This window comes from Chryseobacterium sp. PMSZPI (genome assembly GCF_002835665.1).
Classification (GTDB): Bacteria; Bacteroidota; Bacteroidia; order Flavobacteriales; family Weeksellaceae; genus Chryseobacterium.
In genome coordinates this window covers 78,242-94,621 of sequence record NZ_PIZV01000055.1, presented here as the reverse complement: position 1 = coordinate 94,621, position 16,380 = coordinate 78,242, and the positions used below count along the sequence as shown (strand labels likewise).

The window sequence follows — 16,380 nt, the reverse complement described above, 5'->3', positions numbered from 1 at the left end:
CTTACACATTAAAATCTCTTTTGGGATTAAAAATATAAATTAAAAAGAAAAATAAGATAGAAACAGCTAGAAAATATTGATAATAATGATTCGCATTCTGAGATTTCACCAGTGTTTCAGAGCCTGAAGAATGCTTATTCACAGCATCCATAATCCTATCAGGAGCCTCATTAATGTTATTTCCGTCAATGTATGTTCCACCTGTAGATTCAGCCATTTTCTTTAGTGCCTCAGTCTGCCTTTTTGAAATGACCGTTCCTCCATTTACATCTGTTTTATACCCCATTAACTGGCCGAAAACATATTCCGGAACCGGGGCTCCCTCGTCCGAACCGATTCCTACAGAGGTAATCGTAATTCCTTCTTTATTGGCAAGTCGTATTGCTGCATTATCATTACCTTCATTATCTTCACCATCACTTAGCAATATTATCTTTCTTGATCCTTTGCTTACATTTTTAAACTTTTCAACGGCAGCTTGCATTCCTTTCAAAAAATCAGTCCCTTGAATCTGCATTGAATTGGTTTCAATACCACTCACATACGTTTCTGCCGAATTATAATCTGTTGTCAAAGGCATGATTGATGTCGCTTGCCCCGCAAAAATTACAATTCCAACTTTATCATTTGTCATTTTCTGCATAATGTTCACCATCAGGTTTTTCGCTTCCGTAAGGCGACTTGGATCAATATCTTCTGCATTCATGGAATTGGAAACGTCAAGCATAAAAATTACATTGTTTAGCTTTTGATGACTTTTCACCTCTTCGGAACCATTTAAGAGATCAATAATGGAGAAGATCAGGAATAAGGTTCCCAATAAATATAATGCAGGGAAAAATTTTGTAAATCCTACCCTATTTTCAAATAAATTTTCATGAAACTGGCTGTCTGCAAAAATTTCTCTTTTTTGTTTTTTCCATTTTAAAAACCGAATCAAAAAAGAAGCTAACAGCGGCAGAAGCAACAGTAAAAATAAATACCAATAATTTCCTAAAGACCAACTCATCAGCTTAAAATTTTATAAAACACCCATCTTAATAATGCATCCAAAACCAACATTCCTAAAGCGATCCAAAGGAAAATTTTGAAATACTCCTCATAATTGTAAAGCTTAGAAACCTTTACATCTGATTTTTCCAACTGATTGATTTCATCATAGATTTCTTCAAGACTGCTGTTTGAAGTAGCCCGAAAATACTTTCCACCTGTTGTCTGTGCTATTTCTCTCAATGTATTTTCATCAATCGTAACTTCCGTTTCCGTAAAAATTAAATCTCCGAAAATATCTTGTGAAGTAGGCATAAGAGCATATCCATTGGTTCCTATTCCTATTGAATATACTTTGATATTATTATTTTTAGCAAGCTCTGCAGCAATCTGTGGTGGAATAGCATTTTGAATATTGCTCACCCCATCCGTCATCAGAATTATCACTTTACTTTTCGCCTTGCTTTTAATCAAATGGTTCACTGCAACAGAGAGTCCTTCTCCAATAGCAGTTCCCGGTTCAAGACCTTCAGAATTCAAGTGTTTAATTTCGTCGATAACAACCTGATGATCTGAAGTCACCGGCACCTTAGTAAACGCTTCCGCAGCATAAGCTACCACTCCAATTCTATCATTAGGACGTTTCTGAACAAATTTCACAGCAATATCCTTCAATGCGGTAATACGATCCGGGCTCAGGTCCTTTGCCAACATACTTAATGATACATCTATCGACAGCATAATATCCACTCCTTTTGTATCATCTCTATCCTGAGAGATTGTAAAGGTTCTCGGACGGGCCATCGCTATAATCAGAGCGGAAAGAATAATGTATTTTGATATTTTTAATAAAAAAAGTACCGCATGAATTCCACCGCTATTCTCCATATTTTTAACGGTAGGAACTTTTACTCCTTTTCTTTTTTGTTTCCTTACATCTTTAATAAAAAGCGGAATAAACAATAGGAAAAGCAATAAAAACCACGGACTGTAAAACTCAAAATTAAACATCCTTTCTTAAGTTTTCGAATTCTAAATCTTTTGATGATTTTTTGACAAACTCCCTTATATCTGCAAAATCTTTTTCCATAGTTTCCTGGTCCGGGAAGGTTTTGGCAAATTTTACCAAATCCCCTCTCAGGAATACATCTTCCACCACTTTCTCATTATCCTGAGAAATAGTATTATTTTTTTTCATAACGTCTATAAGGTCGTCAGTAAGAAGTACGTCAGCCGGAAGATGATATTGCTTGGTAATAAAGTTTCTGGAAATATCAATCAACTCAACATAAAATGAGCGGAAATTACCTTCCTCAATATATTTTTTCTTTTTAAGAGTGTCTAATTCTTTCAATGTCTGGTTAGTAGCTACCATAGGAGAACTTTTAGCTTTTCTGCCCCACTTTACAATCATAATAATAGCAATAATCAGTGCTATCGCAGCTATCGCGGCCAGAATATAAAATTTGTAAAGTTCCCAATAATCTTTAGCACCCAGTTTCACCTGCTTATTCTTCATGATATCATTAATCTGATCAGCTTTTTGAGCAGTATTAATGACATCAATTTCATAAGGAATTGTTTTAAGCATCTTACCTCCTACTTTAAATTCTAATTCCGGAATCGTAAACTTTCCTTCTTCAAAGACGGCGAATTCAATCTTTCTTTCATACGAATTGGTATTCTGTCCGATACTGTCTTTTGTTTCTTCAAAGTGAAAAGGAAGCAGTTCGTTTTTAGGAGCAGAGATTACCTGCTGATTGTTAAGATTATCAATCTTTACAACCAGGTGATTTACCTCACCTAAAGCAATGGTTTTCTTCTCTACGTTAGATGATAATATCTGTGAAAAAGCATTTGCACAGATAAGAAAAGATAATATTAAAAGTACTTTTTTCAATTTTTAAATAATAAGGCTAAAGCCTGATGTTTTTTATTTAGGAGCTAGGTCCGATGTTATTTCTTTTGAAAATAATTATATAATAATTTTGAATAATCCGAGCCGGTATTAATATTCATAAAACTGGCCGAACTATTTGTAAAATCTTCTTCTAACGCTCTTAGTTTTTGTTTCTGAGCTTCAGCAAAGGTATATCTCCATCTTGCACTGGATGTATTAGCCCAAATTTGTTTTCCTGTTTCTGCATCATATAATAAGGTATACCCTACATCAGGAATTTCATTATCTTTTTCATCATAGATTCTCATTCCCAACAACTGATGCTTTTTTGAAGCCACTCTCAGCATTTTGGAATCATATTCGTCTTCAAAATCTGAGAACAGAAATACCAAAGATTTTCTTTTAAAGATCCCCATCATATATTCCAGCGCTTTATCTATTTTTGATTCTGCCGGAACATAATCAGCCGTTATGATATTACTGATGATCGAAAGAATATGCTTTCTTCCTTTTTGAGGAGGAATTACTTTATATACTTTATCTGCAAATAAGATCAGCCCTACTTTGTCATTATTTCCCGCTGCAGAAAAGCCAAGACTGGCTGCAATCTCAGCAACGTATTCTCTCTTTAGCTGAGTCTTCGTTCCATAATCCATTGAAGCGGAAATATCCACCACGAGCATCATCGTCAACTCTCTTTCCTCTTCCATGACCTTCACAAAAGGTTCACGGAAACGTGCTGTTTTATTCCAATCAATTCTCCTGATTTCGTCTCCAAACTGATACGGACGAACTTCTGAAAAAGTCATTCCCTGCCCTTTAAAAGCACTGTGATATTGCCCCATCAAAGCAGCTTCCGTCTTTTTTCTGGTACGGATTTCAATCTGCTTTACTTTTTTTACAATATCTTTTATTTGCATAGATGGATTTCTGGTTTAAGGTTCAATATTTAAGGTTAAGGTTCCAATTGAAAAATTAATCCTTGAATTCAATGGAAATATTCAACCATTCATCATCAAACTTTGGACTGTATTTTTTATAAAAATTAATCGCCGGTTCATTCCAGTTCAGAGCCTGCCATACTATTCCGCTATAGTCATTTGATTTTCCATATTCCAATGTTGCTTCAAATAATTTCTTACCGATCTGCTTCCCTCTCATTCTTTCCGTCACCACCAGATCTTCAAGATACAACCTTTTTCCTTTCCAAGTAGAATACCTATCATAATACAACGAAATCCCTACGATCTCGCCATTGATTTCAGCAACAAAAGCTCCCCAAACCGGTGATTTCCCAAAACCATCTTCAATAAACTGATCTAACGTTAAAGTTACTTCATGGAGCGCTTTTTCGTATTCCGCAAGTTCTTTAATTAATTCCAGCATGGAAGCACAGTCCGTCTGAACTGCCTTTCTTATAATAACATCACTCATTATGGCGCCTGGATTTTTGCTAAAATTCTATTAATGATTTCTTCTGTTGAAATTTCTTCAGCCTCCGCTTCAAATGTTAAACCCATTCTGTGTCTCAACACATCTTTTGCTAATGCCTTTACATCTTCAGGAATTACAAAAGCTCTTCCCTTTAAGAATGCATATGCTCTTGAGGCGATAGCCAGGTTAATAGAAGCCCTTGGAGATGCTCCGAAACCAATATAATTTTTAAGCTCGGAAAGCCCGTAATTTTCAGGATAACGGGTAGCAAACACCATATCCAGAATATATTTTTCAATCTTTTCATCCAGATAAATCTGGTTAATCAATTCTTTAGCGTCTATAATGTCCTGAAGGGAAATTACCGGATTAACAGTCGGTTGATGTGAAGTAGAAACCATTCTCATCACTTGTCTTTCATCTTCAAAAGACGGATAATCGATGGTACATTTTAACATGAAACGATCACTCTGTGCTTCAGGCAATAAATAAGTTCCTTCCTGGTCGATCGGGTTTTGTGTAGCCAATACCAAAAACGGTTTTGGTAACTTCATGGTTTCATCTCCGATCGTCACTTGCTTTTCCTGCATTACTTCCAGAAGAGCCGACTGCACTTTCGCCGGTGCACGGTTGATCTCATCGGCAAGAACGAAGTTGGCAAATACCGGACCTTTTTTTATAGAAAAATCGTTGTCTTTAATGTTATAAATCATTGTCCCCACCACATCCGCAGGAAGCAAATCCGGCGTAAACTGAATTCTTGAAAACTCACCATGAACAGCATCCGCCAAAGTTTTTATAGCTAAAGTTTTGGCTAATCCCGGTACTCCTTCAAGAAGTACGTGACCATTTCCTAAAAGACCTATCAAAAGGCGGTCTATCATGTATTCCTGCCCAATAATAACTTTGTTGATTTCCTGTCTTAGAAGAGAAAATAAGTAGTTTTTTTCTTTTACTTTTTCCGTTAATTGACGAATATCCTCTGCTTGATGTATATCTGACATAGCTTGATTTAAAATAAGTGGTAAATTTCTGATAAATACTTGCATTAATCAACACAATGAATGCCATTTTTGAGTTAAAGTTTGTTAAATATTCCAGGATTAACAAGACTTTAAGGGTTATACACTCTGAGTTTCTGATACATAAATATCCTCAAACTTACCTAAACATCTAGTTTCCACCTTACTGATTTCACCTTATATCATAAAAAATGTGATGATACATCCTATCACCACATTCTAACGTCTTTAATGTATTAATTTATGAACAATCTTATATTTTTTTAACTAAAATAGTAAATGTATCTTCCGGTTTATCAGTGATTTCAAAATAACCCACATTAATATAATATTCGGTTGATGCCTCTGTTTGAACATCAATATATTCCTGTTCAAGAGGTCCTGCATCATCTACTGTCCCTACGCATACCAGATTCGTACAACTCCCTTTATACACTCCAATCTGAGGATCAAATAAACCATCTGTAGCTATGGCGCCTACAATAATTCTGAACTTACTTCCATCCCCTGTAAACTTAAACCATACCCCATCGTTCATTCCAGGAGAACAGATCGACACAGAACCTGCATTATTGGTAGCAGATACTGCGTCAGCCTGTGTGTATTGATAAGGAAAAGCTGAAATCTGTAGAGCTCCGGAACACGCATCATTAACCGGAATCGGAGGAATTGTTTTAAAAGGAACATTCACACATTCCTGAGACTCTCCATTAGCAGAAACCGCACTTACTTTTACATAGTAGTTAGAGCTCCGATTAAGAGCTGTTGACAAAGAATAGTTATTACCCGTCACAACCTGCCCATTAATAATATCAGTCCCCCCGGCACTTGTTCCTAATGAAATTTTATAGGATGTAGCACCAGTACTTGAATCCCACTTGAAATCAGGAGTTAAAACAACTTTTTGAAAATTGTAAGACGGATAATTAACAAAAGGACAAGCAGCCGTCTGTCTTGGTGTTAATCCCGAAATCGTCATTGCAGGCTTATACTTTGCGAGTATTCCTGCAGGAGGAGACACGGGATCAACTACAGTACGGTCTCCTCTATAATAAAGCGTGGAATTTTCAGGGTAGGAATAGACACGAAAAACATTATCAAAATTATTAATATCAATACTGGGAGAATTTTCTTTTACAGCAACAACAAGATTCCCTATATTATCATAGGCAAATTGATTTTGAAAATTAACAACAACCTTACCTGCATTATTACTCACAGTCCCTGAATAAACCTGGGTCAACTGGGAAGCTGGAACCCAGTCTGTTCCTGATGTGAATGCTGTCTTTGGAGTATGCCCCACATAAACAGTCCAATCTTTAGAATCATTAATAGTCGCTGATGGATCCAAATAAAATATAAGTCCTGTAATATTTCCGGCAGTTGTATTTATTTCTTGTTTAGGATAAATCTGCTGAACATAAGAATAAGAAAAAAAACTACTTACAGGAGCACTTCCTACATTCGTACTCCCAATATTCAGATTGATTTGAGCATCAAAAATCGACACAAACAACACTAAAAGCAAAAGTAAAACTCTTTTCATAATTAATAAAATTAATAGCTTAATTGATGCTAATTTAATAATAAAAATTAAATTTAAATGAGGAAAATAAAATATTACATTAAATCAATTATTATAATTAAAAATAAATCAAATGCTTTATTTTTATATTTATTTTTTAAATATTTATCAATTAAACAATTAAAATAATGAGAATTAAACAACAAAAACACACAACATAATACATATTTTAATATATTTACAACAAATACCAAGTGATATGCATAAAAGAATATTTTTTTTAAGTTTACTTTTTGCCGGTCTTATTAAATCGCAGACAACAATGTCAAATGTAATTTCACAGGCAATTTATTATCGCATGTATTCAGCAACAGTATCAGATCCTGTTCCTCCAGGCTTAATCAGGTTAGGAAATACGAGATATGCACGAAAACTCACGGATGCAGAACTGGATTCTTTTAAGACAAGAATTGCCATGAGAGTAACCATTGGCGCCCGATGTGATGACTACGATCGTCTGGGGGGAGTATTCATCGCCTTAGTACCTAAAGGACAGACTACTTACAATGCCAATGATTCCAATGTTAAAAGAATCGAAGTGGCAAGATTTATTACCCCGTTTATGAATAAAAACCGAAATCCTAACGAAGTTCCTTACACTTACAATCTGAGCAACCTGTATAGTCTATTTCATGATACCACATTACGTAATACTTATGACATATATGCAGAGTTATCTGTTGAGGGGAACTCAGACAGTGCCAATTCGAAAATTACAGGATGCGCTGACAGAATAGATGTTTTTGATGGGACTCTTACTTTTTTTTCTGACCAGATAGGAACACCAGATAGCTCAAATTTAATGATTCCTCTACTATCATTTAATACTCTAAATAATTATAACAGTACAGATGTTACAGGTCAAACCGTAAGAATTACCAATTTCAATCTACTAACTCCAGTCACCGGTGCCAGATTTTTTGTAATATCTACCCCACATGGTGCAGCTGATGGTGGAGAAGAGTATATAAGAAGACAAAACTATACTTATATAGATGATGTACAAATGCTTACATATACCCCAGGAGGGATTTCGTGTGAACCTTTCAGAGTATATAATACAATGGGGAATGGTATCTATGGAGTCCTACCTAAGAGCGAAGCAAACTGGACTTCATGGAACAACTGGTGTCCGGGAAATTCAGTCCCGATCAGGGAGTTTACAATGGCTAATCTGACGGCAGGAAATCATACATTAAAACACACTATACCAACCGCTGTTTTCAACGGTGGCGATGGCCAGGTATATTTATCTGTTTATATGCAGGGAAAAAGCAATTCTGCTTTAAATGTTAATGATGTTAAAACGACGGATGTTAACATATACCCTAACCCTACTTCCGACTTTGTCAACATCAGATCAAAAGAAGGCGTTGCCTCAATGACTCTCTTCGGCATAGATGGAAGAAAATTGACTGAAAGTTTTGGAGAAAATAAAATAGATCTTTCCCCATACAGCCCTGGTGTTTATCTTCTCAATATAGTATTAAAAGGAGGAATCTCTTTTAAACATAAAATTATAAAAAAATAAAACTTACTCAATAAACTTCATATAAATTAAATTTAAAATCCAAACTCCTGCAGAATATTTCTACAGGAGGATTTTATTTCTATTACTCTTTATTTTTCTGATGAATAAAAATCCAAAACGCTTTCAGGATTGGTTATTCCAATAAAAATTCACTCAAAAAGAAAAAGGCAAATAATATATTTTTCTGACATTTAAAAACCTTTACTTGAATCCATTCATCAAAAAATTGTCATTTCCAGTTTATTAAACTATTTTTGGTGATTAAAATTTCCGCAAAATGAATTATCATTTTCAAGCACACAGACAAGTAAGAAAAAACCTATTAGATATCCTTCAGAACACTTCCCACGAGGATTTGTTACTGATTCCGGACGGGTTCAACAACAATATATACTGGAATATTGCCCATACTGTTGCCACGCAACAACTTTTGCATTATTACCTTAGCGGAAATCCTTTCAGGATTGATAAATACTGGATTGAGACATACAAAAAAGGAACCTTACCCAATCTGAACGTACAAAAATCAGAAGTGGAAGATTTGGAATTTTTACTCACTGAAACTTCAAAGATTCTAATGAAAGATTATGATAGTGACTTCTTTTCAGACTACACACCTTATACCACAAGTTTTGGAATGGATTTGAAAAGCATTCAGGATGCCATTATTTTCAATAACATGCACGAATGTTTGCATTATGGTTATGCCATGGCACAAAAAAGAGCCATTTTAGGAGAAAAATATTAAATGTTCAAGGTTTAAAGTTTAAGGTTTAAGGTTATGGGAACAATTCAGCGATTTGAGGATTTAGAGATCTGGAAGTTATCCCGAGAACTGTGTAATGAAGTTTATCAAATCATTGAATCTACCAACTTAAAAACTAATTTTAAACTTTGCAATCAGATTGACAGTTCTTCAGGCTCAGTTATGGATAATATAGCTGAGGCTTTGAGAGGAACGGAAATAAAGAATTTATTCAATTTCTTTCCATTGCAAAAAGCTTCCTGTGGAGAAACAAGATCACAATTATATAGAGTTTTTGACAGAAAGTTTATTTCTCAGGAAAAATTTGAGAAACTCATAGAGCAAACAGAAACATTAAGTAAAAAGATTAATTCTTTTATAAAACATTTAAACACAACAGATTTAAAAGGGACAAAATACAAACGTTAAGCTTTAAACTTTAAACCTTGAACGTTAAACTTTGAACCTTAAACATAAAATTTTAAACAACTCAATGAAAGACGATTTTATTTTCGGGCTGCGTCCCGTGATTGAAGCAATTGAAGCGGGAAAAACGATTGACAAGATCTTTGTGCAAAACGCACTTCAAGGTCCTATTTATGCTGAACTGAAAGCGATTTTAGCTAAAAATAAAATCCGTCCCAATTATGTTCCGGTTGAAAAACTGAACCGATTTACAAGAAAAAACCACCAGGGAGTGGTTGCTTTTATTTCGGATGTTCCGTTTCATAAAGTGGAGGATATTGTTCCACAATTATTTGAAGAAGGAAAAACACCTTTTTTATTGATTCTGGACAGACTTACCGATGTAAGAAACTTTGGTGCCATCTGTAGAACAGCAGAATGCGTAGGTATTGATGCCGTGATCATTCCGGAAAAAGGAGCAGCACCAATCAATTCCGATGCGATCAAAACGTCTGCCGGAGCACTTTATAATATTAAAATTTGTAAAGAAAACAACCTTGCGCACACCGTTGACTTCCTGCAACAAAGCGGAATTTCCGTATATGCAGCCAGTGAAAAAGCACAAAAGTTAATTTATGATGTGAACTTCACTGAACCATGCGCCATCGTTATGGGAAATGAAGAAACCGGAATTTCTAAAGAAGTATTACATCATTCGGATGAAAAGATCAAACTTCCTATTGAAGGAAAGACTCAATCATTGAATGTTTCTGTTGCATGCGGGGCGATTTTGTATGAAGCCGTTAGACAGAAAATGACTGTAATACCCAATTCTTAACTAGACAATAAATTTTATGAAGATCTTCATCAAGCAAAATTCAATGGGCAGTGGAAACCCAATTTGGTATGAATTCTGCACGGCTAATGACTTGTTATAATAAAGAAGACCATTAGAAAGTTGAATATTTTAGCATAATATTGAAGAAGATATATAAAAAATAGTAGTAAAAAATTAAAAACATTAGAAAATGAAAAACATAGCAGCATTAGCGCTAATCTCATCTATAGCCCTTGTATCTTGTAAAAAAGAAACAGCAAAAGTTACAAAAGTAGATCCTAAAACCGGAAAAACAGTTACCGTAGAAGTTCCTGCGGACTCTGTGGCCAAAGTTGCTGAAAACCCTGCCATCAGAGATTCTGCCGGGATCGTAAAACAAACGTTTAAACTTGAAAAAGGAAAAACATACCCTCTTACCACTTATCAGAGAGATGTAAAGACAATGACAGATCCTCAAGGGAAATCTATTACAGCAACCAGCGAATCTACAGATGAAATGAATTTCACAGTAAATGATATCAAAGGAAATGTTTATGATATGACTCTTAATCTTGTGGCTAAAAGAAGTTCTCAATCTGCACAAGGGAAAACAGTAGTCGTAGATACCAAACTGCCTCTTCCGAAAGAAGATGAGCTTAAAATGATCTGGAATGTCAACAGAGCACTTACCGGAAACAAACTTAATATGAAGATGGATACCAACGGTAATGTAATTTCCATCACCGGATTTGACGCCGTTTACACTAAAGTTTCCACAGCTGTAGGAACTCTGATCAAGGACGCCAATGAAAAAGCAAGCGTTGTAGCAAGCCTTAAAGAATCTTTCAATGAAAAAGTATTGAAAGATCAATTCAATAAAAACTTAACAATTATTCCTAAAAAAGGAGTGAAAGTAGGTGAAAAATGGACGACTTCTGAAAATGCTGAACCAAGCGGAAGTGTGAAAGTAACTTCAAATTATGTATTAAAAAGTTTAGGAAACGGAACTGCAGAAATTGCTGTAACCGGAGGAATTCCTAAGAAAACAGAAAAGAAATCTCAAGGACCTATCACTCATAGCTTAAGCAGCGAACTTGTTCAGAACGGAACCATTAAGTTTGATGAAAGCACAGGGTGGATTACTAACCAGAATATCAACGTAAAAACTACGCAGATCGAAAGCATTTCAGACGGAAAACAATCTCAGTCTATGAAAAGCGTTTCCAATTCATCTGTAATGGTGAATCCTTCTGCAAAATAATAAAAGCTTAAAAGTGTAAGGAGCAGAGTTAAACTTTGAACCTTGCACTTTCAACCTTAAATCAATTTATTATGAAGTACATTCTTGAGTTAATACTCACTGCGATTATTCTATTCTTTGTCTGGAATATTCTGAAAAGGATTTTCTTCAAGACATTTTACAGTTATCGATTCAACAACAATAACGATAATCAAAATAATAGACAGCAGGACTTACACAACTCGAACAAGAATAACAAACAGAGCCTTAATTGGGATGCGGAAACCGTAGACTATGAAGAGGTGAAAGAGAGTAATGACAAAAGGTAAAAATTCCAAGAAATAAAAGATAATAACCAGCATGGCCAAAAATAAAAACTTAATTTATATTGCAATTTCATTAGTTGTATTTATAGTTTTAGCATTTTTATATTCCACCCCTGTATTTACAGGAAAACAGCTTTTCCAACATGATATTGTACAATACAGAGGAGGTGCAAAAGAACTGCTCGACTATAGAGCCAATACCGGCAATGAAACCTATTGGAGTGACTCCATGTTTGGAGGAATGCCAACCTACCAGATGGGTAGCCAGTTTAAAGGCGATATCATCAAAAAAATCGACAGCAATCTAAATTTCCTGCCAAGACCGGTTAATTATCTCTTCCTGCTTTTTGCAGGTTTTTTCCTTTTGGGAATGGTAGTGGTCAGAAATTGGAAGTATGCGCTATTAGGGGCAACTTTCTTTGGACTGTCAACCTATTTTTATATCATTATTGCCGCCGGACATAATGGAAAAGTCAATACTATTGAATATTTCGCTCCGCTTTTAGCAGGAATTTTGTTGGTTTATATCAGGAAACAATACATCTGGGGATTTATTGTAACCACCCTGTTTATGGGACTTCAGGTTGCAGCAAACCACCCACAGATGACCTATTACCTGTTTTTAGCATTAGGATTTTTATTCCTATCCGAATTAATAAGAGCAATCCAGAAGAAAACACCAATGAAGCACTTCCTGATTTCTTCAGGAATCATTGCAGCTTCATGTATTATTGGAGTTGGAATGAATTCTCAAAGGATCATGGCCAATTCCGAATACATCAAAGAAACAGTTCGTGGAAAACAAATCTTAACGAATGACAGCCATACTTCAGGAAAATCCGGAATGGATAAAGAAAGTATGTTGATGTGGAGTTATGGAAGATTGGAAACACTCAACCTATTTATTCCAAGATTAATGGGTGGCGGTAGCCAGGAACCGGAAAGTAAAGAAATGATGAGCAAAGTTCAGGAACTTGTTCAGGAAAATGTAGGTTCCCAAGCTGAAATGGACAGAATTTCTAAAGGATTTAATGCCATGACTTACTGGGGAGATCAACCGGGCACATCAGGACCTGCTTATCAGGGAGCCATCGTATGTTTCCTTGCTGTATTAGGATTTTTCTTTGCATGGAAAAAATATCGTTATTGGATTTTAGGTGCTTCCATCCTTACCATTTTACTGGCGTGGGGAAGTAACTTTATGCCATTATCCGATGTATTTATCGATTACGTTCCATTTTACAATAAATTCAGGGCACCTTCTTCTATCTTAGTAGTAATAGAATTATTATTCCCTCTGATTGCTATTCTGGGACTATACAGATTCTTCGTCGATGAAAAATTAACAGAAGAATATAAACAGAAAATTCTTCTTTATGTAAGTGGTGGAACACTTGGATTATTATTAATTCTTTTGGTTTTCGGAAAATCATTATTAGGCTTTTCCACAGGAAATGAAAAGACCTATTTTCCTCCTTTCCTACTCGATTATCTGGTAGATGAAAGGTATAAACTATTTAGAATAGATGCTATCAAAGCGTTTATGTATGTTGCTATTACTGCAGCAGCTTTATATTTAAGTTTAAAGAAAAAATTAAGTCAGAATATCGCTCTTATCATCATTGGAGTAGTAAGTTTATTCGATTTATGGACTGTTAACAGACGTTATCTGAATGATGATAATTATGTTGACAAAATCTTTGCTGAAAATCCTTTCCAGACAGAAAGTTCAGATTTATTAGCTGAAAAGGTTCAGGCCAACCCTGCCTTATCTTCCGTTTTATCGGATGTGAATGTCAATAAAACACTAGAAACCATTGCTGAAAAAGACAAAACTCACTATAGAATTTTCAATAATATTTTGGGAACTTTCAGTGAAACCAATACGTCTTATTTTAAATCATCAATTGGAGGATATCATGCTGTAAAACTGAGAAGATACGATGATGTCATCAATGAATATTTCCAGGTAATGGATTCAGTAAGGGTTCCTAACATCCTTAATCTTTTAAATGCGAAATATTGGGTAGTTGGTGGTCCTGAACAACCTCAGGCCATACCCAATCCAAAAGCAAATGGAAATGCGTGGTTTGTAAGTGACTTGAAATTTGTCAATACTCCTAACGAAGAAATTAAATCCATAGGAATTATTAACAACAAAACAACGGCTGTTATTGCTTCATCAGACAAATCTTATTTTGATAATAAACCTGTTCAGGCAGATTCTACAGCATTTATTAATTTAACAAAGTATCAGCCTAACGAATTGGAGTTTAAATCTCAGTCAAAAACCCCTCAATTAGCAGTCTTCTCTGAAATTTATTATCCTCATGGCTGGAAGGTATTGGTGGACGAAAAAGAGGTACCATACATCAAAGCAGATTATCTACTTCGAGCGGTACACGTGCCGGCAGGAGCTCACCATATCAGAATGATTTTTGAACCGGAAGTTATTGAAAAAGGAAAATGGATTTCACTTTTATGCTTCGGATTATTCATTGTACTTGCTGCATTTGGAATTTACTGGATGAATAAGAACAAGAAAAAAGAATTACCTCAGGTAGTTTAAAGTTCAAGGTTTAAAGTTTAAGGTTTAAGGTTTAAGGTTTAATGAAACAACAAACTTTAGTACTATTGTGATATGTCATTCTGAGTCAAATGCAACGCAACGAAGAATCTCAAAAATCAAAATGAAAACACTAGGAACTCATAACTATTACGTTTATATTCTGACTAACAAAACAAAGACAGTATTATACACAGGAGTGATGATTTGAAAAAATAGATTATATTGGCATCAAAACCCGGAAGCTATTGAAAAAAGTTTCACATCAAAATATAAATGTTTTTATTTAATTTTATTTTGAACATTTTGATAATATTGAAATTGCAATAGCCCGAGAAAAACAAATAAAGGGTTGGACTCGAAAAAAGAAAGAAAATTTAATTACAGAATTCAACTTTGATTGGAGACTTCTGAATGAAGAGATAGAATGAGATTCTTCACTTCGCTTCGTTCAGAATGACAAAGATTGATTTAATCAAAAAATGGAACAAAAGAAAATACTTATTATCACCTATTACTGGCCTCCTGCGGGAGGCCCTGGTGTTCAAAGGTGGCTGAAGTTTGCCAAATACCTGCCTGATTTTGGCTGGAAACCTGTGGTTTACACTCCTGAAAATCCCAGCTATCCTTTACTGGATGAAAGCTTAATGAAAGACGTTCCTGAAAATATTGAAATCGTCAGAACAAAGATCTGGGAACCCTATCAACTTGCCGAAAAATTGAATAAAAGCAATAAAAAATTTAAGGCCGGACAATTTGATGTAGGAAAAAACCAAAGCTGGAAATCGAAGCTTTCCATTTGGGTAAGAGGAAATTTTTTCATTCCCGATGCAAGAGTTTTTTGGGTAAAACCCTCTATTCAATTTTTAGAAAAATATCTGAAAGAAAATAAAATAGATACCATAGTAACTTCCGGACCACCCCACTCTTTACACCTAATTGGTCTGGGATTAAAAAACAAATTTCCCCAATTAAAATGGATAGCCGATTTTCGTGATCCATGGACGGAAATATCTTATTATAAACATTTAAAGCTAACAAAAGGTTCTGATAAAAAACATCACCAGCTTGAAAGCGCTGTTTTTAAGAATGCGGACATTACGCTGGCTACAAGCTACACCGACGCAGAAAACTTTCGTAAAGCTGGAGCCAATGCAGTTTGTATTACCAATGGATTTGATGAAACAGATGCTTCTCTTCCTATCAACGCAACAGATAATAAGAGTACAACGTTTACCTTAAGCTATATCGGAGTACTAGAGCAGCTTAGAAATCCGGAAAATCTATGGAAAGCATTAGATGAACTGGTTCAGGAAAACACTGATTTTGCAGCCAGTTTTAAATTAAAATTTGTTGGAAGAATTGACGACAAAATCCTTCACTCTCTTGAAAATTCGAGCTTGAAAAATCATATTTTAAACTTGGGATATTTGTCACATAGCAAAGCTGTTGAGGAAATGCAGAATTCTGATATGCTGCTCATCACCAACTTTCCTAATGAATCTTCACGGGGAATTATTCCGGGAAAAATATTTGAATATCTTTCAACCGGAAAACAAATTCTTTCTTTTGGTCCGAATAAAGCCGATGTTGCTAAAATTCTGGACGAAACCGCAGCAGGAAAACATTTTAGCTACAATGATTCCGATACCGTTAAAAAATTCATTCTGGAAAAGTTTGATCTTTGGAAAAATGGGAATCTTATTGAGAACACTCAGCGCATAGAACAATTCTCAAGAAAAAATCTAACCCAACAACTTGCCCAGATTTTGTAATAAGGGAGACCGGAAGCAGGGAGTTTTTTATAATCCAAAGTAGA

Annotated in this window: 15 protein-coding genes; 8 read left to right on the top strand and 7 right to left on the bottom strand. The window is 35.1% G+C overall.

Annotation, left to right across the window (positions count from 1 at the left end):
* Position 1: 1 nt before the first annotated feature.
* From CW752_RS11195 to CW752_RS11165, 7 genes are all read right to left on the bottom strand, one after another.
* Complete coding sequence (locus CW752_RS11195; protein ID WP_101239795.1) at positions 2–1,009, bottom strand: vWA domain-containing protein; 1,008 nt, start codon at positions 1,007–1,009, stop codon at positions 2–4.
* Entirely contained in the window at positions 1,009–2,001 is a 993-nt protein-coding gene (locus CW752_RS11190) for a VWA domain-containing protein (protein ID WP_101239794.1), read from the bottom strand. Before CW752_RS11190 ends, CW752_RS11195 begins: the two co-directional genes overlap by 1 nt.
* The gene (locus tag CW752_RS11185) at positions 1,994–2,890 is read right to left on the bottom strand and encodes a BatD family protein (RefSeq protein WP_101239793.1); all 897 of its coding nucleotides are present in this window, start codon (positions 2,888–2,890) and stop codon (positions 1,994–1,996) included. The genes CW752_RS11190 and CW752_RS11185 overlap by 8 nt, the downstream gene beginning before the upstream one ends.
* Positions 2,891–2,946: 56 nt before the next feature.
* A complete protein-coding gene (locus CW752_RS11180) occupies positions 2,947–3,810 on the bottom strand; it encodes a DUF58 domain-containing protein (protein WP_101239792.1) in 864 nt (287 codons plus the stop codon).
* Between the two features lie 55 nt (positions 3,811–3,865).
* Complete coding sequence (locus CW752_RS11175) at positions 3,866–4,324, bottom strand: GNAT family N-acetyltransferase (RefSeq protein ID WP_101239791.1); 459 nt, start codon at positions 4,322–4,324, stop codon at positions 3,866–3,868.
* Positions 4,324–5,328 carry an AAA family ATPase gene (locus tag CW752_RS11170; RefSeq protein WP_101239813.1) on the bottom strand — a complete coding sequence of 335 codons (1,005 nt, stop codon included), beginning with the start codon at positions 5,326–5,328 and terminating at the stop codon, positions 4,324–4,326. The genes CW752_RS11175 and CW752_RS11170 overlap by 1 nt, the downstream gene beginning before the upstream one ends.
* A 271-nt stretch (positions 5,329–5,599) precedes the next feature.
* Positions 5,600–6,892: a hypothetical protein gene (locus CW752_RS11165; RefSeq protein WP_101239790.1), complete on the bottom strand. Its 1,293-nt coding sequence runs from the start codon at positions 6,890–6,892 to the stop codon at positions 5,600–5,602.
* Positions 6,893–7,193: 301 nt separating this feature from the next.
* Here CW752_RS11165 and CW752_RS11160 point away from each other — a divergent pair, with 301 nt between their 5' ends.
* The 8 genes from CW752_RS11160 (at position 7,194) to CW752_RS11120 (ending at position 16,336) form a co-directional block, all read left to right on the top strand.
* Positions 7,194–8,462, top strand: a complete 1,269-nt coding sequence (locus CW752_RS11160) for a peptide-N-glycosidase F-related protein (protein WP_185117617.1) — start codon at positions 7,194–7,196, stop codon at positions 8,460–8,462.
* 277 nt (positions 8,463–8,739) lie between these two features.
* Positions 8,740–9,210, top strand: coding sequence for a DinB family protein (locus CW752_RS11155; protein ID WP_101239788.1), 471 nt, complete (start codon positions 8,740–8,742; stop codon positions 9,208–9,210).
* A 33-nt stretch (positions 9,211–9,243) separates the two neighbouring features.
* Positions 9,244–9,636: a four helix bundle protein gene (locus tag CW752_RS11150; protein ID WP_101239787.1), complete on the top strand. Its 393-nt coding sequence runs from the start codon at positions 9,244–9,246 to the stop codon at positions 9,634–9,636.
* A 64-nt stretch (positions 9,637–9,700) separates the two neighbouring features.
* Entirely contained in the window at positions 9,701–10,450 is a 750-nt protein-coding gene (gene rlmB / locus CW752_RS11145) for a 23S rRNA (guanosine(2251)-2'-O)-methyltransferase RlmB (RefSeq protein WP_101239786.1), read from the top strand.
* A gap of 190 nt (positions 10,451–10,640) precedes the next feature.
* Positions 10,641–11,690: a DUF6263 family protein gene (locus CW752_RS11140; protein ID WP_101239785.1), complete on the top strand. Its 1,050-nt coding sequence runs from the start codon at positions 10,641–10,643 to the stop codon at positions 11,688–11,690.
* 71 nt (positions 11,691–11,761) lie between these two features.
* Positions 11,762–11,998: a hypothetical protein gene (locus CW752_RS11135; RefSeq protein WP_185117616.1), complete on the top strand. Its 237-nt coding sequence runs from the start codon at positions 11,762–11,764 to the stop codon at positions 11,996–11,998.
* A gap of 31 nt (positions 11,999–12,029) precedes the next feature.
* The gene (locus CW752_RS11130) at positions 12,030–14,564 is read left to right on the top strand and encodes a YfhO family protein (RefSeq protein WP_101239784.1); all 2,535 of its coding nucleotides are present in this window, start codon (positions 12,030–12,032) and stop codon (positions 14,562–14,564) included.
* 479 nt (positions 14,565–15,043) lie between these two features.
* The gene (locus CW752_RS11120; RefSeq protein ID WP_101239783.1) at positions 15,044–16,336 is read left to right on the top strand and encodes a glycosyl transferase family 1; all 1,293 of its coding nucleotides are present in this window, start codon (positions 15,044–15,046) and stop codon (positions 16,334–16,336) included.
* The last annotated feature ends 44 nt before the right edge of the window (positions 16,337–16,380 follow it).

What these genes read in the sequence shown, in the direction of transcription:
- CW752_RS11170 (WP_101239813.1), bottom strand. Translation starts at nt 5,328, where the DNA reads ATGTCAGATATACATCAAGCAGAGGATATTCGTCAATTAACGGAAAAA.
- CW752_RS11175 (WP_101239791.1), bottom strand. Translation starts at nt 4,324, where the DNA reads ATGAGTGATGTTATTATAAGAAAGGCAGTTCAGACGGACTGTGCTTCC.
- CW752_RS11190 (WP_101239794.1), bottom strand. Translation starts at nt 2,001, where the DNA reads ATGTTTAATTTTGAGTTTTACAGTCCGTGGTTTTTATTGCTTTTCCTA.
- CW752_RS11160 (WP_185117617.1), top strand. Translation starts at nt 7,194, where the DNA reads ATGTCAAATGTAATTTCACAGGCAATTTATTATCGCATGTATTCAGCA.
- CW752_RS11155 (WP_101239788.1), top strand. Translation starts at nt 8,740, where the DNA reads ATGAATTATCATTTTCAAGCACACAGACAAGTAAGAAAAAACCTATTA.
- CW752_RS11140 (WP_101239785.1), top strand. Translation starts at nt 10,641, where the DNA reads ATGAAAAACATAGCAGCATTAGCGCTAATCTCATCTATAGCCCTTGTA.
- rlmB (WP_101239786.1), top strand. Translation starts at nt 9,701, where the DNA reads ATGAAAGACGATTTTATTTTCGGGCTGCGTCCCGTGATTGAAGCAATT.
- CW752_RS11130 (WP_101239784.1), top strand. Translation starts at nt 12,030, where the DNA reads ATGGCCAAAAATAAAAACTTAATTTATATTGCAATTTCATTAGTTGTA.
- CW752_RS11135 (WP_185117616.1), top strand. Translation starts at nt 11,762, where the DNA reads ATGAAGTACATTCTTGAGTTAATACTCACTGCGATTATTCTATTCTTT.
- CW752_RS11195 (WP_101239795.1), bottom strand. Translation starts at nt 1,009, where the DNA reads ATGAGTTGGTCTTTAGGAAATTATTGGTATTTATTTTTACTGTTGCTT.
- CW752_RS11180 (WP_101239792.1), bottom strand. Translation starts at nt 3,810, where the DNA reads ATGCAAATAAAAGATATTGTAAAAAAAGTAAAGCAGATTGAAATCCGT.
- CW752_RS11120 (WP_101239783.1), top strand. Translation starts at nt 15,044, where the DNA reads ATGGAACAAAAGAAAATACTTATTATCACCTATTACTGGCCTCCTGCG.
- CW752_RS11165 (WP_101239790.1), bottom strand. Translation starts at nt 6,892, where the DNA reads ATGAAAAGAGTTTTACTTTTGCTTTTAGTGTTGTTTGTGTCGATTTTT.
- CW752_RS11150 (WP_101239787.1), top strand. Translation starts at nt 9,244, where the DNA reads ATGGGAACAATTCAGCGATTTGAGGATTTAGAGATCTGGAAGTTATCC.